The sequence below is a fragment of the Ralstonia sp. OTU4908 genome (assembly GCF_038440115.1).
GTDB classification, from domain to species: Bacteria; Pseudomonadota; Gammaproteobacteria; order Burkholderiales; family Burkholderiaceae; genus Ralstonia; species Ralstonia pickettii.
In genome coordinates, this window is sequence record NZ_JASATD010000003.1 from 133462 (window position 1) to 150971 (window position 17510).

The 17510-nt window shown below is 65.0% G+C and carries 19 protein-coding genes; 7 read left to right on the plus strand and 12 right to left on the minus strand.

Annotated features, from left to right (window positions below):
* Positions 1-170: 170 nt before the first annotated feature.
* Together fumC and AAHM38_RS04110 are read left to right on the plus strand one after the other, a co-directional pair.
* On the plus strand, positions 171-1559 hold the full coding sequence (gene fumC / locus AAHM38_RS04105) for a class II fumarate hydratase (RefSeq protein WP_116575240.1): 1389 nt from the start codon (positions 171-173) through the stop codon (positions 1557-1559).
* A gap of 103 nt (positions 1560-1662) precedes the next feature.
* Positions 1663-2709, plus strand: a complete 1047-nt coding sequence (locus tag AAHM38_RS04110) for a sensor domain-containing diguanylate cyclase (RefSeq protein ID WP_116575241.1) — start codon at positions 1663-1665, stop codon at positions 2707-2709.
* Between the two features lies 1 nt (position 2710).
* Here the strand turns inward: AAHM38_RS04110 and speD are convergent, their stop codons facing one another.
* From speD to AAHM38_RS04135, 5 genes are all read right to left on the minus strand, one after another.
* Complete coding sequence (speD, locus tag AAHM38_RS04115; protein ID WP_116575242.1) at positions 2711-3136, minus strand: adenosylmethionine decarboxylase; 426 nt, start codon at positions 3134-3136, stop codon at positions 2711-2713.
* Entirely contained in the window at positions 3133-3324 is a 192-nt protein-coding gene (locus AAHM38_RS04120) for a hypothetical protein (RefSeq protein ID WP_116575243.1), read from the minus strand. Before AAHM38_RS04120 ends, speD begins: the two co-directional genes overlap by 4 nt.
* The gene (locus AAHM38_RS04125; RefSeq protein ID WP_116575244.1) at positions 3321-4769 is read right to left on the minus strand and encodes a DUF4178 domain-containing protein; all 1449 of its coding nucleotides are present in this window, start codon (positions 4767-4769) and stop codon (positions 3321-3323) included. The genes AAHM38_RS04120 and AAHM38_RS04125 overlap by 4 nt, the downstream gene beginning before the upstream one ends.
* Positions 4770-4857: 88 nt before the next feature.
* On the minus strand, positions 4858-5907 hold the full coding sequence (locus AAHM38_RS04130; protein ID WP_065854414.1) for an SPFH domain-containing protein: 1050 nt from the start codon (positions 5905-5907) through the stop codon (positions 4858-4860).
* Positions 5908-5956: 49 nt separating this feature from the next.
* Positions 5957-6355, minus strand: coding sequence for a DUF350 domain-containing protein (locus tag AAHM38_RS04135; RefSeq protein WP_009240530.1), 399 nt, complete (start codon positions 6353-6355; stop codon positions 5957-5959).
* A gap of 177 nt (positions 6356-6532) precedes the next feature.
* Between AAHM38_RS04135 and AAHM38_RS04140 the strand changes: the two genes are divergently transcribed.
* Positions 6533-8110 (plus strand): polyamine aminopropyltransferase, encoded by a 1578-nt coding sequence (locus tag AAHM38_RS04140; RefSeq protein WP_116575245.1) that lies wholly within the window; start codon positions 6533-6535, stop codon positions 8108-8110.
* Entirely contained in the window at positions 8110-9732 is a 1623-nt protein-coding gene (locus AAHM38_RS04145; RefSeq protein WP_116575246.1) for an NAD(P)-binding protein, read from the plus strand. Before AAHM38_RS04140 ends, AAHM38_RS04145 begins: the two co-directional genes overlap by 1 nt.
* A gap of 23 nt (positions 9733-9755) precedes the next feature.
* Here the strand turns inward: AAHM38_RS04145 and AAHM38_RS04150 are convergent, their stop codons facing one another.
* Both AAHM38_RS04150 and AAHM38_RS04155 read right to left on the minus strand, forming a co-directional pair.
* Positions 9756-10028 carry a hypothetical protein gene (locus AAHM38_RS04150; protein WP_116575247.1) on the minus strand — a complete coding sequence of 91 codons (273 nt, stop codon included), beginning with the start codon at positions 10026-10028 and terminating at the stop codon, positions 9756-9758.
* Between the two features lie 420 nt (positions 10029-10448).
* Entirely contained in the window at positions 10449-11165 is a 717-nt protein-coding gene (locus tag AAHM38_RS04155) for a dienelactone hydrolase family protein (RefSeq protein ID WP_009240526.1), read from the minus strand.
* Positions 11166-11350: 185 nt separating this feature from the next.
* On the opposite strand from AAHM38_RS04155, the gene AAHM38_RS04160 reads away from it, so the two are divergent.
* Positions 11351-11713, plus strand: coding sequence for a DUF1304 domain-containing protein (locus AAHM38_RS04160; protein WP_004627631.1), 363 nt, complete (start codon positions 11351-11353; stop codon positions 11711-11713).
* Between the two features lie 218 nt (positions 11714-11931).
* Positions 11932-12411 (plus strand): YbhB/YbcL family Raf kinase inhibitor-like protein, encoded by a 480-nt coding sequence (locus tag AAHM38_RS04165; protein ID WP_004627634.1) that lies wholly within the window; start codon positions 11932-11934, stop codon positions 12409-12411.
* A gap of 32 nt (positions 12412-12443) precedes the next feature.
* Here the strand turns inward: AAHM38_RS04165 and AAHM38_RS04170 are convergent, their stop codons facing one another.
* The 4 genes from AAHM38_RS04170 to AAHM38_RS04185 form a co-directional block, all read right to left on the minus strand.
* A complete protein-coding gene (locus AAHM38_RS04170; protein ID WP_116575248.1) occupies positions 12444-12965 on the minus strand; it encodes a BON domain-containing protein in 522 nt (173 codons plus the stop codon).
* A gap of 74 nt (positions 12966-13039) precedes the next feature.
* On the minus strand, positions 13040-13825 hold the full coding sequence (locus AAHM38_RS04175; RefSeq protein WP_009240523.1) for a hypothetical protein: 786 nt from the start codon (positions 13823-13825) through the stop codon (positions 13040-13042).
* A 123-nt stretch (positions 13826-13948) separates the two neighbouring features.
* A complete protein-coding gene (locus AAHM38_RS04180) occupies positions 13949-14839 on the minus strand; it encodes an NmrA family NAD(P)-binding protein (protein WP_116575249.1) in 891 nt (296 codons plus the stop codon).
* A gap of 95 nt (positions 14840-14934) precedes the next feature.
* Positions 14935-15834, minus strand: coding sequence for a helix-turn-helix domain-containing protein (locus AAHM38_RS04185; protein WP_116575250.1), 900 nt, complete (start codon positions 15832-15834; stop codon positions 14935-14937).
* A gap of 228 nt (positions 15835-16062) precedes the next feature.
* On the opposite strand from AAHM38_RS04185, the gene AAHM38_RS04190 reads away from it, so the two are divergent.
* A complete protein-coding gene (locus AAHM38_RS04190; RefSeq protein ID WP_103519164.1) occupies positions 16063-16326 on the plus strand; it encodes a cupin domain-containing protein in 264 nt (87 codons plus the stop codon).
* Between the two features lie 9 nt (positions 16327-16335).
* Here the strand turns inward: AAHM38_RS04190 and AAHM38_RS04195 are convergent, their stop codons facing one another.
* Positions 16336-17499 (minus strand): alkane 1-monooxygenase, encoded by a 1164-nt coding sequence (locus tag AAHM38_RS04195; protein WP_103519165.1) that lies wholly within the window; start codon positions 17497-17499, stop codon positions 16336-16338.
* Positions 17500-17510 lie beyond the last annotated feature (11 nt).

Consider the following 17510-nt stretch of genomic DNA (forward strand, 5'->3'; position numbering starts at 1 on the left):
GATGCGACGCAGCCGTCATTGTGGCGTGCCTCGCCTGTGCCCGCAAACCGTGTACCCAACGCGCAGGATTGTGTAATGTGCCGCCATACCGCCCCTACAACCGACAAGGGCACTGCGCTCTGCCTATACTGGAGCGCTAATCCGAGTCACCTCGTGCCCTCGCTCCCGCCATGACCACCCGTACTGAACGCGACACCTTTGGCCCCATTGAAGTCCCTGCAGACCACCTGTGGGGCGCACAAACGCAACGCTCGCTGCAGAACTTCGACATTGCCGGCGACCGCATGCCCCGCGAGCTGATCGACGCGCTCGCCCGCATCAAACGTGCCAGCGCCGTCGTCAACCATCGTCTCGGGCTGCTCTCCGCAGACAAGGCCAACGCCATCGTGGGCGCCGCCGATGAAGTCATCGCCGGCAAGCACCCGAATGAATTTCCGCTGGTGGTCTGGCAAACGGGCTCGGGCACGCAGACCAACATGAACATGAACGAGGTGCTCGCCAACCGCGCCAGCGAGCTGCTCGGCGGGGAACGCGGAGAGGCACGCCTCGTGCATCCGAACGATGACGTGAACCGCAGCCAGTCGTCCAACGATGTCTTCCCCACGGCGATGCACGTGGCGGCCGTGACGGCCATCACTCGGCACCTGCTGCCCTTGCTGCGAACGCTGCGGGAGACCCTCGCCAAGAAAGCTGCGGATTTCAACGACATCATCAAGATCGGCCGCACGCATCTGCAGGACGCCACGCCGCTCACGCTGGGCCAGGAGTTCTCCGGCTACGTTGCCCAGTTGCAGCACAACGAAACGCATCTGAACGCCGCCCTGCCGCACCTGTGCGAACTCGCGCTGGGTGGCACGGCGGTCGGCACCGGCCTCAACGCACCGGCCGGTTACGCCGAACAGGTGGCTGAAGAGCTGGCGCAACTGACCGGCTTGCCCTTCATAACCTCGCCGAACAAGTTCGAGACCATGGCATCGGCCGATGGGCTGGTGCATGCGCACGGCGCGCTGAAAACGCTGGCGGCCAGCCTGACCAAGATCGCCAACGACATCCGCTGGCTGGCCAGCGGCCCGCGCAGCGGGCTGGGCGAAATTTCCATCCCCGAGAACGAGCCCGGCTCGTCGATCATGCCCGGCAAGGTGAACCCCACGCAGAGCGAAGCGGTGACGATGCTGTGCGCGCAGGTTTTCGGCAACGACGTCGCAGTGAACGTGGGCGGCGCGTCGGGCAACTTCGAGCTGAACGTATTCCGTCCGATGATCGCGTACAACTTCCTGCACAGCGTGCGCCTGCTGGCCGACGGCATGCGCAGCTTCAACGATCACTGCGCCGTGGGCATCGAACCCAACCGCGACCGCATCGACGAGCTGGTGCAGCGCTCCCTGATGCTGGTGACGGCCCTCAACCCGCATATCGGCTACGACAAATCGGCGCAGATCGCCAAGAAGGCGCACAAGGAAGGCACCAGCCTGCGCGAGGCCGCCCTGACGCTGGGCTATGTCACGCCCGAGCAGTTCGATGCCTGGGTGCGGCCGGAGAACATGGTCGGCGCTAAATGATTTGTCATCGGGCCGCGGCTTGCAGGGCGCGGCCTGTCCTTTTTCTTTTTTCCTTTTCCATTGCCCGTTTCAAGCGCGCCGGCCCGCCCGGCGCCCTTTGCGCATGAAGCCCGCTCCCATTCCGAAGAACGAACCCGAACGTCTTGCCTCGCTGCAAGACATGCTGTTGCTCTCCACACCCGACGAGGAGTTGTTCGACCGCGTCACGCGCACGACCAAGCGCGTGTTCGACGCCCCGATCGTGCTCGTGACGCTCATCGACGCCCAGCGTCAATGGTTCAAATCCTGCATCGGTTTGGACGTGCGCGAGACCGGACGCGACATCTCGTTCTGCGGCCATGCAGTGGCCGAAGACGAGATGCTCGTCATTCCCGACACCAAGGCCGACCCGCGCTTTGCCGACAACCCGCTGGTGACCGGCGCGCCGCATATCCGCTTCTATGCGGGGCGCCCGGTCAGGAACCTGGCTGGCTACCCCGTCGGCACGCTCTGCGTGATCGACCAGAAGCCACGGCCGTTTGAACAGGCCGAGCGCGAGTTGCTCGATGATCTGGCCAGTTGGGTCGAATCTGGATTTCGCGAGCGCGAACTCAGTGAAACGCAGCGCTCCATCCTGACCGAGCTGCAGGTTGCGCGTCACGAAAGCCTGACCGATCCGATGCTGGGCATCTGGAACCGACGCGCTGCGATGGAGCTGCTCACGCGCGAATGCGGCCACGCGATGCGCTACGGGCAGCCGCTTTCATTGCTGGTGGTGGACGTTGACCACTTCAAGCGCGTGAACGACACGTACGGCCACCCCGCAGGCGATGCAGTCCTGGTTGAGATCGCACGCAAGCTGCGCGTGAATGCGCGTCCCGTCGATGCGGTCGGCCGCTACGGCGGCGAGGAATTCCTGGTGCTGCTGCCTGACACGACCACAACGCAGGCTACCGGCATTGCGGAACGACTGCGCAGCGCGGTGGAGTCCTTGGAGATCGCCACCCCGGACGCCAACATCCGCTGCACCATCAGCGTGGGCCTGGCAAGCTGCGAGCAGGGGCAGAACCCATGCACGCCCACCGACCTCATCATGCGCGCCGATGCGGCGCTGCTGGCCGCCAAACGGCTGGGGCGCAATCGCGTGATATTCGACGGCCAGCCGGTGTAGATCAGTTTGACGCAGGCTCCGCGCCGCGGCGGGCGACGCGCACATCCACCCGCTGCGGCGCCAACGCCTGCTCGAACACCGCGCGCGCGGCATGCGTCGTGCCAGTACCGCACATGAAGGCATCGATGGCTGCAAAGCCGTGCTCGGGCCAGGTGTGGATGGAAAGATGCGATTCAGCGAGCAGCAACACGCCTGTGACGCCGCCCTGCTCACCCGCGGGCAACCCTGCGCGCACAGAATCAAAGCGATGCAGATGCGCATGCAGGATGGTGGCGCCGAGCGCGCTTGCGGCATCGCGTAGCGCCTTTTCCAGTGCAGCCGCGTCGCGCAGCAGCGCTGGCGCCACGCCGTAAAGATCGAGCAGAAGGTGCTCGCCCACGGCGCCTGCCGCCTCCTCCGACGACAGCGCTGCGTCGGTGCGCGTCACTTGTGGCCCCCGCTGAAGCCGCCGCCATAACCGCTACCGCCGGAAGAGCCGCCCCAATAAGACGATCCCGATCCGCCCGTGCTGCTGCCGTACGACGGCGTGCGCGGCGCGGCAAAGCCGGCCTTCCAGTCCATATAGGTGGCACCAATCACCACCGCCACGGCGTAGAGAACGAACCAGTTCTTCATTCTCCACCCCCGATCTTGGCCACCAGCCACGCAGGCACCAGCAACAGCAACGCCGCAAAGAACGTGATACCGAATACCGAACCCGGCGCCATGAAGAACGGTACGAGGTTCAGCAGGCCGAGCAGCACGCACGCGACCACCGCCACCGTCATGTAGTTCGACGACGAAGCCTTGGCCGGCTCAGCCACCACCTTGCCGAACCACGCCTTGATCTGCGCGGCGCTTACCGGCGTGCTCTTGGACCACGTCAACTCATGCGCATCGCTCTCCGCTGCCAGGCTCTCCTGGCCCGCGGCGTATTCGACAACGCGCGTCTGGTCGCCCGATTGGACACGCCAATTGAAGGCGCCGGCGGCATAGGTCACGCGCGCGGTGTAATCCTCGTCGCGAGCGTAGACCTTGCCGTCGAGCACCGCGGTACGGCTGTCGCTCCGGGTGGGCCAGCGGTCGAGCACGTTCGCGCGGAACCAACCGTCGTCCGTTTCCACCATCCAGCTGAAACCGCGCTTGGGGGTGTACAGCAGATATTCAAACCATTCGCCGCCGCCGTCGACCACCGCGCGGCGCATCACGCCGATCACCTGCCATTGCAGGCCATCGATGAGCGCCTTGTCGCCCAGCTCCAGCGTGGTGGCTACTTGCGGGACCGAGCGTGCGCGCGCGATGACGTCGCCGCGCGGCGTGGCCGCATCGATGGCCGCGCCGCAGCCGGGGCACAGTACATGGCCCGTCGCGCCGGGGCTGAACGGGATCGACGTACCGCACTGCGGGCAGTCGAGATTCGTGAGCTTGCCTGGGACGCGGCCTGCGGTCTCCTTGATCTCGGCGTCGGTGCGCAGAAGCTGGCACTTGAGCACGTCGAGCGTGGTGGCTTCACCCACGTAAAGCGTCGGTGCTGTACCGTCGGAGTAGTCCAGCGTGATGAAAGCGTCTTCCCGGCGGCCGTCGGCGACGCGTGCATGCCAGCCCTCGCCAACGCGAAACGGCAATTCGCCCTGGCCGCCAGTGCAATCAGCTTCGCGCACGTCGGACAGCGTGAATTGCGTGCCCTCGGCGTCGTACAGCTGCCCCGGGCGCAGCGCCTCGAATGCGACCGCATTGGCCGGCGTGCCGCGTGCGAACGTCATGGTCACCTGCCCGGATGCTTCGGCCAGCCAGCCGTCGGTCCCGTCGTCGAACAGCACGTACCACTCGTTCCAGAAGCCCGCGTCATAGCGCAACTGGATGCGGCCAACCACGGTGAACGCCTTGTTCTTGTAGCGCCCGGTGGTGCCGATCTGCACGCGCGCGTAGTCCTCGAGCACGGCAGACATCTTGCCGATGTCGGAAAGCGTCTCGCCGTCGCGCAGCAACGTGCTCTTGCAGAAGCTGCACACCGCCATGACGGCAGCTGCAGACTTCAGTTCCACCGGCGCGCCACACGCCGGGCAGTTGGCATGAAACATGGTCAGGTCGTTCGATTGCGCGAAAAATGGCGCAGAAAAACGGGCGGCTTGCGGTGCCGCCCGGTCATCCGATCAGCGGGGCCGAGGGTCAGCCTCCGGTCAGCGCCTTCAGCACGGCAGCCTTGCCGGCATCAAAGTCCGCTTGCGTGATGAGGCCCTTGTCGAGCAGTTCCTTGAGCTTGGCCAGGCGTGCCGAGGGGTCGTCCGCTGCCGGAGCAGCTGGGACGGCGGCGGCAGATTGCGCTGCAGGAGCTGCCGCACCGCCAGGGTTGCCCTGCACAGCGGTACGCAGGCTGTCGGCCATCGCCTGGCCCATTGCCAGCCCTGCCGCCAAACCCGCACCCGTACCGGCGATGCCGCCTTCGTTGCGTGCCGCCAGCGGCAGCGATTCGGCCGTCTGATATTGCGTGAAGCGCTGCATGTCGCCGGTCATGTCCATGCTGATGCGGCGATCCAGCGCGGCCTGCAGTTCGTCCGGCAGCGTCACGCTGGACACCTGGAAGCTGTCGAGCGCCAGACCGTACTGCGTGAACTGCGGCAGCAGCGCCTCGCGCACCTTGTTCGACATCAGCATCTGGTTGGCGGCCAGGTCCAGGAACGGCACGCCGGATTCGCCAAACGCGGTCGCCATCGCGCCCATGATGACGGGGCCCAGCTGCGCCTCGACGTCATCCACGGTGTAGATGTCGCGCGTGCCGCTCACCTGCTGGTAGAACAGCTTCGGGTCGGCCACGTGGTAGGCGTACACGCCAAAGGCACGCAGGCGCACCATGCCGAAATCCTTGTCACGCACCGTCACGGGCTGCGGCGTGCCCCAGCGGCGGCCGAGCTGCTGGCGCGTGCTGAAGTAGTAGACGTCGGACTTGAAGGGGGACTCGAACAGCTTGTCCCAGTTCTTCAGGTACGTGAGAACGGGCAGCGTCTGCGTGGTCAGCTTGAAGGTGCCGGCGCTGAACACGTCGGCGATCTGGCCTTCGTTGACGAACATCGCCATCTGCGAGTCGCGCACGACCAGGGTGCCGCCGTTCTGGATTTCCATGTCCTGCATCGGATAGCGCCAGGCGAGCACGCCGTCCTCGCTCTCCGTCCATTGCAGGATGTCGATGAACTGCTTCTTGATGAAACTGGACAGGCTCACAGCAAACTCCTTCGCGATGATTCGCGGGGCAGGAACAATCAGGACAAGGTCAGGACAGGCACGCCGCGTTGATCACGCCAACGGCCAGCGCGCTCACGCCAAACAGCATACCGGCGGCGATGTTGTTGTGCTCGATCTGCAGGCGGTAATCCGGCATCAGCCGCGTGAGCACCAGGAACACGATCAGTTGCACCACCGACGCCATCACCGCCCAGAACAGGAAAGGCACCAGGCCATCGGCATGCGTGATGCTCGACGCGATGGTCAGCACGAACCCCAGCAGCGCCCCGGCCAGCGACAGCGCCGCGGCGATATTGCCTTCGCGGATCAGCTTGAACTCGTCATACGGCGTCAGGCGCAGATAGACGAAGAAAAAGCCGGAAAACACCACGGCGCCCGCCAGCAGGTGCGAGGCATAGGCGATCACGGAAGCGGTCATGTCAGGCATGGGAAGGGGCCGTGCAGTACATAGGTGGCGCCACTATAGCGGCTGATTCGCTGCTTGCGTACCCCCCGATGCAGCCATGCACCAGCCGACTCGCAGACAGGGAAAAAAGGCGGCACAATCGCGCTCGCCTCGGCATCCGCCGTTTGTTAACGCCCCTTCATTTTCCACCTTCGCAGCATGTCGACGCCGCAGCCTGACGCCACATACGAACCCACGCAGCCAGCCGGCCGCGGCAATGGCCTGCTGGTCCTTGCAGTCTTTGTGGTGGCCTCGTGCGGGCTGGCGTACGAATTGATTGCCGGGGCATTGGCTTCGTATCTGCTGGGCGATTCCATCCTGCAGTTCTCTTCCATCATCGGCGCCTATCTGTTTGCCATGGGCATCGGCTCATGGCTCTCGCGCTACGTGGCGGACGACGCGCTGCTCGCCCGCTTTGTCGATCTGGAATTGTTGGTCGGGCTGTTTGGCGGCGTATCTGCGGCGGCGCTGTTTGCGTTGTTTGCGGCGGAATCGGCGCCGTTCCGCTTGGTGCTGTACGCGCTGGTCACGGTGATCGGCGTGCTGGTGGGCATGGAGATCCCGCTGGTGATGCGCATGCTGCATCGGCGGCAAGCCAAGTTCTCCGACCTCGTCAGCCGCGTGCTGACGTTCGATTACCTGGGTGCCCTGGCGGTGTCGCTGCTGTTTCCGCTGGTACTGGCGCCGCGCCTCGGGCTGGTGCGCACCGGTTTTCTGTTCGGACTGTTCAATACGGCGATTGCGGTCTGGACGCTCTGGCACTTCCGCGCCGAGCTGGCGCTCACGGCCCGCATGCGTACGGCGATGGCGTGGCGCGCAGGCGCAGTGGCAGCGGCGTTGCTCGCGGGCTTTGGCGCATCGGACAAGCTCACGCATTGGTCGGAACGCGCGCTCTTTGGCGACGAGATCATCCATGCGATTTCCTCGCCGTATCAGCGGCTGGTGGTGACGCGCTGGAAAGACGACCTGCGCTTATACATCAATGGCAACCTGCAGTTTTCCTCGCGCGACGAATACCGCTACCACGAGGCGCTGGTACTGCCTGCGCTGGAATCGGTGCGCGGTGCGCGGCGCGTGCTGGTGCTGGGCGGCGGCGACGGCCTCGCGCTGCGGCAGATCCTGAAGTACCCGCAGGTGGAGCACGTCACGCTGGTCGACCTGGACCCGCGCATGACGAACCTGTTCTCGCACGCCGAGGCACTGGTCGCGCTCAACCAGCATGCGTTCAGCGACCCGCGCGTGACGGTGGTCAATGCCGATGCGGCGCAATGGATGCAAACCGCCACCGACATGTTCGACGTGGCCATCGTCGATTTTCCGGACCCGTCGAACTTCAGCATCGGCAAGCTGTATTCGGTGCCGTTCTACCGGCTGCTGTCGCGCCATGTGGCGGATACGGGCCTGGTTGTCATTCAAGCCACGTCGCCCTATTTCGCGCCGCGTTCGTACTGGTGCGTGGATGCGACGCTGAAGGAAGCCGGTTACCGCACGTGGCCGTACCACGCGCTGGTGCCGTCCTTTGGCGAATGGGGCTTCATCCTGGCAGCACCGGGCCGCGCGGATTTCCAGCCACCCAGGTCGTATCGCGTGCCGACACGCTTCCTGGACGCCGACACCACGCACCAGATGTTCAGCTTCGCGCCCGACATGCCGCGCCCGCAGGTGGAACCGAACCGGCTGAACAACCAATCGCTGGTGCGGTATTTCGAAGAAGACTGGCACGGCGTGCTGCGCTGATGGCAACGCGACGCAGCTTTCTTGTGGGTGCAGCCGCTGCCGGTGTAGCCGCGGCGGGTGCCGCTTCGTGGGGGGGCTTTCGCGCCTTTACTGAAATCACGCCCAGCGTGCGCATGCCCGGCCAGACTGCCGGCCATCAACTGCGCGACCTGCGCGTGCTGCCGGCACCATCGGAAACGCGGCGCGTGGGCGTTGCCATCTGCGGCAGCGGCATTGGCGGATTAAGCTGCGCGTGGCGGCTGGCAAAAGGCGGCCGGCGCGACGTGGTTGTCGTCGAGGGACCGGAGCGCTATGGCAATGCCGCGGGCGGTGCGTTCGGCACGCAGCGCTTCCCCACGGGGGCGCATTATCTGCCGCTGCCGTCGATGGAATCGACGCACGTGCGCGAGATGCTGGCCGACTTTGGCGTGATCGAGCGCGATCCGTTTGCGCTGCGCCCGACATACGACGAACGCGTGCTCGTTCATGCGCCCGATGAACGCCTGTGGCTGGGCAACCGCTGGCAAGACGGCTTTGTGCCGCACGAAGGCGTTACCGAGGCGGAACGCGCCGAGCACACCAGGTTCTTCGCCCACATCGACCGGCTGCGCCAGACCACCGGTGCCGACGGCCGCCGCGTCTTTGCCGTGCCGACGGCGCTCTCGTCCGCAGACCCAGCTTGGCGCGCGCTCGACGCACTCACCTTCCGCGACTGGCTGCACCGCGAGGGCTACCGCGCCGCCACGCTGCACTGGTATGCCGATTACTGCTGCCGCGACGATTACGGCGCCACGGCGGATCATGTTTCCGCCTGGGCCGGCATCGCCTATTTCGCCAGCCGCGGCGGCATGGCGAGCAATGCGGAACAAGGCACCGTGCTCACCTGGGCCGAAGGGCTGGACTGGATGGCCAAGCGGCTGTTCGAAGCCGCCGGATTGGACGAACCGGGCCGTTTGCTGCCGGGCAGCGCCGCGCGCATCGGCACAACCACCGAAGCCGGCGCATGCGTCTTCGCAGATATCCTGCAAGCGGATGGCCGCGTCGTGCGCCTGCTAGCCGATCACGTGGTCAGCGCGATGCCGCTGCACGTTGCCAAACACATCGTCGACGGCTTTGACGTGCCCGCCGCCGAGTTGCCCGAAACCGCACCGTGGCTGCTCGCCAACCTGCTCATCGACGGCTTTCCGCCCGAACACGACGACACGCCGCTGGCGTGGGACAACGTGGTCTATCGCGGTACGGGGTTGGGATATGTGGTCGCCAATCACCAGGACATTCGCGTCGGGCCGCCCGCGCAGAGCGTGTTCACGGCCTACGTGGCGCTGTCGGACATGACACCGAAGGCCGCGCGTGAATGGCTGCTGAAGGCATCGCCGCAAACGCTGCTCGATCGTGCGCTGGCCGATCTCGATACGGTGTACGGCATCCGCCTGCGCACGCAGATCCGCCGGGCCGACCTGACGCTGCGCGGCCATGCGATGGCGATTCCCACACCGGGCTTTCTCTCCAGACCCGGCATTGCGCGCCTACGTGAGAGCGCCGGGCCGATCCACTACGCGCATGCAGACCTGTCCGGCTATTCCGTCTTTGAAGAAGCCGCGTGGTGGGGGGATCGCGCGGCGCGGCGCATTCTGGGCGGCTGATTGCCCGCGCCGCCGCAGGGCATCTAACGCAACCGTTCGACCTCGGCCATCAGTTCCCACGTGGCTGGGTCGATATCGCTGCGCTCGAGTGCCAGTGACAGGTATGCGCCGATCATGTCGACAAACCCGCGCGCAAAGGCGGGTGGATATGCGCTGCCGGTGTACTGCATCAGTTGCTGCCGCAACAGGCGCGGCCGATGCTGTCCGAACTCGCGCACATAGGCCTGCGTTCGGCAGAGGAAGGGGCGCGCTTCCAGCGCACCGTCAAGGTAGATACGGCGTTTGGTGAGTGTCATTGGCGGCCTCCGGTTCGCAACGGAACGGGGCACAGCCAAGGCGGAGAGGGAAAAGACGCGGGGCGACGCCCGCCGAACACAACAGTCATGGAGCCTCCTACGGATAGCAAAAGGCCCGACTAATCGCTGCTAAACGAGGGTGGCGGACCCGACGACAGGGTTAGCAGACCGGCCCGTAGGACGCCGGCGACCCGAAGGTCCCCTGCCCGGCCCGCCGTGGTACAAGCGTGCGCGAGCACGGACGTAAAAAAGCCGCACGAGGCGGCCGTCCGGCCATACGGTAAGAATAGGCTGCTAAACCCAGCTGCCGTTGGTGCGGCAGCGCCGTGAATTATAGCGGCGGCACCGGCGCAGCCCACATGCGAAATTGCAGCATTTCGTGAGCGCGCCGTACCGCCAATCCCGCCGTCCTGCGTGCGCTTACCCCTGACGCGACCACAGCGTGCGGCCGAAGAACGTCAGCGCGCGGTCCCACGCATGTTCGGCCCACACCGGGTCGTATTGCGTGATGGCGATGCGGTTCTCGCCCACGGCCGTTTCATTGGCGAAGGCGTGATGCGCGAGATAGCGGTGGAAGTCGACATCGACGCCGGCATCGACGAGCTTCTTCTCCAGCGCATCGACGCCCTCGATCTTGAAGGCGGTGTCCTGCGTGCCCCAGTGGCCCTGCACCGGCACCTTGATCTTCGAGGCGTCGATGTATTCCAGCGGAGGGTAGCCGTACCAGACCACGCCGGCATCCGCTTCCGGCACGTTGCTCAGCGTCAGGAGCGTCAGCGCGCCGCCCATGCAGTAACCCGTCACGCCCACGCGGGCGCAGGTCTGCTTGAGGTATTGCACGGCGCCGCGCACATCCTGCGTGGCCGCGTCGCCAAAGTTGAGGTTGGTCATCAGGTGGTGCGCTTCCTCTTCTTCCACCGTCATGGTGCCGCGATAGAGATCGGGCACCAGCGCCACGTAGCCCGCGCGCGCGAGGCGATCGGCCACGCCGCGAATCTGGTCATTCAGGCCCCACCACTCCTGGATGACGACAATGCCCGGGGCGCCCTCTGCCTTGGCCGGCTTGGCCAGATAGCCCTGGAGTTCCTGCCCATCCGGGCGTTTGAACGTGATCATGGATCCTTGCGATGCGGTCATGCGATGGCTCCTCTGCCTGGAACGAAAACGCACAGCATAGTCCTGCCAGATGAAATTTGCAGGCGGCGCGTCGGCGGGGAACGGGCTGCGTGCGCCTTAGCCCTGCCGATACCCCTCCATCAGGGAGCCGATACGCGGCACAAAGTCTCTATCATGGCGGCACGTTCATACCCTGATTGCCTCCCATGATCAAAACCCTCGGCCTCATCGCCTACCTGCTGGTGCTGCTGATCCACGTCTACATCGTCGTACTCGAGATGGTGCTGTGGAAGACGCGCGGCCCCAAGGTATTCCGCATCACGCCGGAAAAAGCCGCCGAAACCGCCGCCATGGCGTCCAACCAGGGCCTGTACAACGGCTTTCTGGTAGCCGCACTGGTCATTGGGCTGATCGCACCAGACCCCGCCATCAACGCCGCGTTTGCGCTGTTCGGGCTGATCTGCGTGGCGGTGGCCGGCATCTGGGGCGCCGTCACGGTCAACAAACGGATTCTCTTTGTGCAGACGGTGCCGGCCGCGACTGCGTTGGCGCTGGGGTGGTTCGCCTGAAGGCAATGGGTGCCGAGGCGGCGGCAATTCTTGTCTGCCCCGCCGCCGCGCACTAGCTTGAAAGGAGTCAGGAGCGCGTTCGACTGGATGCGCTCTCGCCGACCGGGACCTCGCACATGCCGCCTGCATACCGCCGAACGCTCCGAATGCTGGGCAGGGCGTCACTGCTGGCAACCGTGCTGTGTGGTTCCTCCATCTCCGCTCAAGTGAGGCACGCCATGACGCTCGCCTTGACCTCTCCGGCCTTTGCCGCTGGCGGCGAAATCCCCAGCCGCCTGACATGTGAAGGCGCGGACACATCGCCGCCGCTCGCGTGGACCGGCGCTCCGGCAGGCACACGCAGCCTGGCGCTGATCGTCGATGACCCCGACGCGCCCGACCCCGCGGCACCCAAGATGACGTGGGTCCACTGGGTGCTCTACAACATCCCGCCCGGCACCACTTCGCTGGCAGAAGATGCATCACGCAAGGGACTGCCTCCGGGTGCTCGCCCCGGCAACAACGACTGGCAGCGCACCGCTTACGGCGGCCCCTGCCCGCCCATTGGGCGTCATCGCTACTATCACAAGCTTTACGCGCTGAACGTGGAACTACCGGAGCTTGGCGCACCCACCAAGGCCGAACTGGAGCGTGCCATGCGTGGCCACGTGCTGGCTGAAGCCGAGCTCGTCGGTACCTACCAGAAACACAAACCCTGAGCCGCTACGTCAGGAAGTCAGGCGACCTAGTGTCAAGGCTTGGCAACCGCGCCCTTGCGGAACACCGCATACGGCACGCCCTGCTCCGGGTGTGCCGTCGTCTCGTTGATGAAGCGCTCGACATCAGGCACGTCATGCAGCGCCGTCATGAACGGCGCCAACACGTAGCCCGGCGCCACACAGCCCTGCACCAGCATCCACCGCTGCCATACCGTCACCCACAGCGTGGTGTTCTGCTGCCATCCCGGCACGTGGATGGACATCCATTGCAGGCGCCGCTTTGCCGTCTCGGCAATCTCATCGTCGTAGGAAAACGCGTTGGGCAAGCGGCAGCGGCCCTCCACCCAGCAATGGTTGCCATGCTCGATGCGGTGGTGTGAGTCGCGCTTCCATTCGGCTTCGGTGATGCGCGGGCCGGCAGGCTCAGGGCAGTTGGCGACGCCGGAGGAAATCTGGAAGAACGGATCGTGACCGCGGTTTTGCAGGTCGTCTTCCGCGTGCGCCGCGCACGCCAGCAACAGCATCGCCAGAGCAAGGCGCAAATCGATCGTCATGGCGGCCTCCTTGGCGGACCGGGCGCAATCGGCTGCTGGCAAGCATAGGCGTTGCGGGGCTCAGCGGCCAGCGATCAGCTCAGCGGAATCTCGAAAATCCACTTCAGCGTCCAGCGGTCTGAGGCGCGTGTCAGGCCGCGGCCGATGCCAAAGTTGAAGACGAAAGGCTTGCGGTCCACGTCGAACGCCAGGAACACCGTGTGCTGTTGTTCATGCAAAGGCGCGATGTGGTTGATGGGGCCAAGCCCGGCGTAATACTCCGTGCCGGCGCGCACCCCTGTCGCAACCGTCCGTGCAATCTTGAAACTGGGCGCGGCCTCCGGCACGCCGCTGCGCCCGTCCCCCGAGAGATTCCAATCGAGCACCGGGTTGACTGCCCAAAGCCAGCGGTCGTTCTGATACCCATAGATGGGTCGCAGTTCTGCCGCGTTCTGGGATGCCTCAAAGCGGCCTGCCACGTGGGCAAGTTCGACGTTGATGCCTGCAAAGTTCCCTACGCCATCAACCGGGCGCACGGGCATCCATTTCACCCGCACCTTCGGGCCTGTCACGTAGAACGTGTTCTCGCGCGTGAGCGTGGTCGGCACATAGAGCCCCAGCTCCAGCGAGGGCGTCAGGCCATACGAGAACTCCGCCGTGGCACGCCAGCCGTGCGGTGTCGTGACTTCGCCTGGATAGCTTGGCGTGCCGATGCCGCTGGGCGTGGTGTTGACGTGCAGCTCCAGCCCGAACTCGCCCGGCGCGTTGATGTCACCGGTATAGACCTGGATCTCATCGGGCAGCACCGCATGCGCCGGCAGCGCAAGTGCCGAAAACACAACCGCCGTTCCAATCGCGCGTGCAACGTGTGCAACCGCCATGATGACCTCCAGAGCAATCCCGAGATCATAGTGAGGCGATGGCGTCGTGTGCGAATAACCGGCGGGCGCAGATAAAAATCCGCATAAGAGGCATTCGCATTTGCGCCCGTCGGTTTCGCCCCGTTACCTCGATTTCACATGCGCCGCCAGCATCGCGGCAAACACATCGTGCAGCTCGGTCTTGCCAAAACGCTGCTCTGAAATGCCTTTCTCGACATCGATCTGTCCAGCATTGACCGCGTCGTACAGCTCGGTGATGAGCTGCACGTGGTTCGTGCTCAGACCGGCGCGTTGCAGCATCGGCGCCCACGCGGTGCGCGGCACGGCTTCGGCAACAATCTCGCGGCCGACGACGGCGCTGAATGCGCGTGCCACGTCGACAAGGCTCACGCGGCGCGGCCCTTCCACGCTGATGATGCGCGGCGTTTTGGCCGATGGCCCTTCCAGCAGCAGTTCGGCGGCCAGCTTGCCGACGTCCTGCGTGGCGACGGTCGCAAAAGCGCGATCGAGAGGCTGGTGCAGGCTGGGCAACCGCCCGGTTGCCAGCATGACGGGCAGCATCGCCGCCCAGTTCTGCACATGCTCCGCTGAACGCAGCAGTGTCAGTTGCGTCGCAAGCGGCTTGAGCCGCTCTTCGAGCAGATGAAACAGCCGCGTCAGACCTGTGCCCCGGTCCAGCTCAGCGCCGTAATCCGACAAGGCCAGCACCGCGGGCGGTGGGTCGGCACGCAACGCACTGGCGGCCACGTCGATCATGCGTTCCATGGTCAAGGCCGGATCAACGTCGCCCACCGGCACTGGACACAACATCTGCACAGCCGTCGCGCCCTTGATGGCGGAAGCAACGGAAGCCGGATCGGTCAGATCAGCCAGCGCAATCTCGCAGCCGATTCTGGCCAGCGCTTCGCCTTGCCGCGCACTGCGCACCACCGCCCGCACGGGCCGCCCTGCATTGCGCAGCGCTACGGCGGTCGCGAGCCCGACCTTGCCCGATGCCCCAAAGATGACAAACATGTTCGTGCTCCTCTCAAGTGGGAGGCGCAAGCTTAGGCCCGGCCCGCAAACCAAACTTGCAGGAACAGAGGAATTTGGCAGATTCGGTGGATTGACTAACCAGCCGGCGTATCCGCGGTCGCGGCCAACGCCTTGCCGGCGCGGATGACTTCACGCGGCGTGACGCCGAGCAACCGCTGCATCCACTGCGTCATATGGCTCTGGTGCGCAAAGCCCACGTCCAGCGCAATCTGCGACGCACTGCGGCGGCCTTCGAGCAGCAACGCTTTCGCGCGCTCCACCCGGCGCTGCACGATGTAGCGATGCACGGGCACGCCCAGGGTTGCGCGAAACAGCACGTTGAAATGGGGCACGCTCAAACCAGCTTGCGCGGCCAGCTCGGCCAGCGTCAGGCGCGCATGCAGATGGGCTTCGATGTAGTCGATCACGCGCGTAGCCACGCGAGGCGCCAACGTGCCGGCGCGGTCGACCACCCCGGCGACACCATCCCGACTGCTGCTGAGCAGACGAACGACCAACGCCGTGCACAGACCCTCTGCATATAACGCGTCGGAGGTGTCCTCCGCTTGCAGCTCAGCCCCCAACGCTGCGGCAAGATGACGCACGCGTGCATCGCGCCATTGCAGACGCGGCGTGATGTCGGCTCGCACGCCAATCTGTTCGGCGATGCAGCGTACAAACCTGTCGCTGATGGCGATCCGCAGAATCCGGCAGTCGGCATCGTCCGTCCACATGCCGGGCACGCCTGCGGGAATCACGTCCGCATCGCCGTGTGCCTGGATGCGTGAATAGCGGCGGCCATCGCATACGCAATTCATCCGCACAGGCGGGCCGACATGCACGTTGACCCGGTGCTGCGCCATGGCCGGCACCCGGTACGCGCCGGCGCGGATCCCGAGCAGCGTTGCGGCAAAGCCGTTCCAACCAAGCCCGTCGCTGGAGCGCAGGCTGACTGGAGCGGGTTCAAGCAAGGCGAGAGGCGTGATGGCGTTCATGGCAGGTCCGGGAACTCGGTGGCGCCTCGACATTCTGCGCCACACGGCGCCCTATCGCCGCCATAACAAAGATCAATTAGATTTCCAATATCGATAGTCAGATACTTGCCAATGTTGTATTTGGCTTCCCCACAGCCGAATTTCCGACGGCCTCCGGGCCGTCTTTTTATTTCTGCGCCCTGCGCTTATGGTGAAACGGGGCACGCATCACAACACGGAGACACGCCAATGGACCGCGACGCATTCGTCAGCGCGCTAAGAGCGGAAGGCTTTACGGAGTTTGTTCTGGTGACGCGAGAGCCGGGCGAGCTGGACACGCACACGCACCCGTTTGAGGCGAAAGCGCTCATCCTGGCCGGCGAAATTCGCATCCGCGCAGAAGGCGCGGAGCGCGTCTACCGGCCCGGCGACACGTTTCATCTGGCGGCCAATGCACCGCACACCGAGCGGTACGGCGCGCAGGGTGTGCAGTATCTGGTGGCCCGGCGCTAGGCCGGCAGGTCAGGCGCGCGCCGGATACTGCGCGAGCACCTTGTCGCGAATCGACGGCTTGACATTTGCCAGCGACATGTTGCCGTTGTAGTGCGCCACCACGCGCGGGTTCATCACGCGAAACCACAGCGGCGGCACATAGGCGATCAGGATCATCGCCGCATAGCCGGCCGGCAATTGCGGCGAATGCTCGAAATGCCGCAACGCCTGGAAAGACCGCGTCGGGTTGGCGTGGTGATCGGCATGCCGCTGCAGTTGATACAGGAACAGGTTCGTCACCACGTGGTTGCTGTTCCACGAATGCTGCGGCGTGCATCGTTCGTAGCGGCCGCTGGGCAATTGCTGGCGGCACAGGCCGTAGTGCTCGAGGTAGTTCACCACCTCCAGCAGCGACGCCCCGTAAACGGCCTGGATGATCAGGAACGGCACCGCCTTGAGCCCGACGAACGCGATGCATACACCCCATAGCACCACCGTCATCGCCCAGGCGTTGAGCACGTCGTTGCGCCAGGACCAGACCGAGAGGCCCTGCTGCTCCAGCCGACGCTTCTCCAATGCCCATGCCGATTTGACGCTGCCTACCACCGTACGCGGCAGAAATTCCCAGAACGACTCGCCATAGCGCGCGCTTGCCGGGTCGGCCGGCGTGGCCACGCGCACGTGGTGGCCGCGGTTGTGCTCGACGAAGAAGTGGCCATACGCGACAGGGGCGAGCGTGATCTTGGCCAACCAGCGCTCGAAGCCGTCGGTCTTGTGACCCAGCTCGTGGGCGGTGTTGATCGAGATGCCCGTCACCACGCCCACCGAAAACGCGAACGCAATGTAGTCGTACCAGACCAGGTCATTCGTGCGCAGCACCCACATCGATACGGCAAAGCTCACGTAAAGCACGGTGGTCGCCAGGTAGACGATGCGGCGGTAGTAACGCTGTTTTTCCAGCGTCGGGACGACGTCTTCGGGCGGGTTGTCTGGGTCGTCGCCAATCAGGAAATCGAGCAACGGGATGATCGTGAACACGATGAATGGCCCCGCCCACCAGAGCGGATGCCAGCCGGTCGCCAGCGCCGAAACGGCCGCGACGATGGGTAGCGTGATGGTCAGTGCGCCGAGCATCCAGAGATAGCGCTTGCCGTCGGTCCATTCCACGGACGCGACCATGCCGGGTGTTGCCATGTGTCTTCCTC

Coding starts and splice junctions, on each gene's coding strand:
- fumC (WP_116575240.1), top strand. CDS start 171: ATGACCACCCGTACTGAACGCGACACCTTTGGCCCCATTGAAGTCCCT.
- AAHM38_RS04110 (WP_116575241.1), top strand. CDS start 1,663: ATGAAGCCCGCTCCCATTCCGAAGAACGAACCCGAACGTCTTGCCTCG.
- AAHM38_RS04120 (WP_116575243.1), bottom strand. CDS start 3,324: ATGAAGAACTGGTTCGTTCTCTACGCCGTGGCGGTGGTGATTGGTGCC.
- AAHM38_RS04125 (WP_116575244.1), bottom strand. CDS start 4,769: ATGTTTCATGCCAACTGCCCGGCGTGTGGCGCGCCGGTGGAACTGAAG.
- AAHM38_RS04135 (WP_009240530.1), bottom strand. CDS start 6,355: ATGCCTGACATGACCGCTTCCGTGATCGCCTATGCCTCGCACCTGCTG.
- AAHM38_RS04140 (WP_116575245.1), top strand. CDS start 6,533: ATGTCGACGCCGCAGCCTGACGCCACATACGAACCCACGCAGCCAGCC.
- AAHM38_RS04145 (WP_116575246.1), top strand. CDS start 8,110: ATGGCAACGCGACGCAGCTTTCTTGTGGGTGCAGCCGCTGCCGGTGTA.
- AAHM38_RS04150 (WP_116575247.1), bottom strand. CDS start 10,028: ATGACACTCACCAAACGCCGTATCTACCTTGACGGTGCGCTGGAAGCG.
- AAHM38_RS04155 (WP_009240526.1), bottom strand. CDS start 11,165: ATGACCGCATCGCAAGGATCCATGATCACGTTCAAACGCCCGGATGGG.
- AAHM38_RS04160 (WP_004627631.1), top strand. CDS start 11,351: ATGATCAAAACCCTCGGCCTCATCGCCTACCTGCTGGTGCTGCTGATC.
- AAHM38_RS04165 (WP_004627634.1), top strand. CDS start 11,932: ATGACGCTCGCCTTGACCTCTCCGGCCTTTGCCGCTGGCGGCGAAATC.
- AAHM38_RS04170 (WP_116575248.1), bottom strand. CDS start 12,965: ATGACGATCGATTTGCGCCTTGCTCTGGCGATGCTGTTGCTGGCGTGC.
- AAHM38_RS04175 (WP_009240523.1), bottom strand. CDS start 13,825: ATGGCGGTTGCACACGTTGCACGCGCGATTGGAACGGCGGTTGTGTTT.
- AAHM38_RS04180 (WP_116575249.1), bottom strand. CDS start 14,839: ATGTTTGTCATCTTTGGGGCATCGGGCAAGGTCGGGCTCGCGACCGCC.
- AAHM38_RS04185 (WP_116575250.1), bottom strand. CDS start 15,834: ATGAACGCCATCACGCCTCTCGCCTTGCTTGAACCCGCTCCAGTCAGC.
- AAHM38_RS04190 (WP_103519164.1), top strand. CDS start 16,063: ATGGACCGCGACGCATTCGTCAGCGCGCTAAGAGCGGAAGGCTTTACG.
- AAHM38_RS04195 (WP_103519165.1), bottom strand. CDS start 17,499: ATGGCAACACCCGGCATGGTCGCGTCCGTGGAATGGACCGACGGCAAG.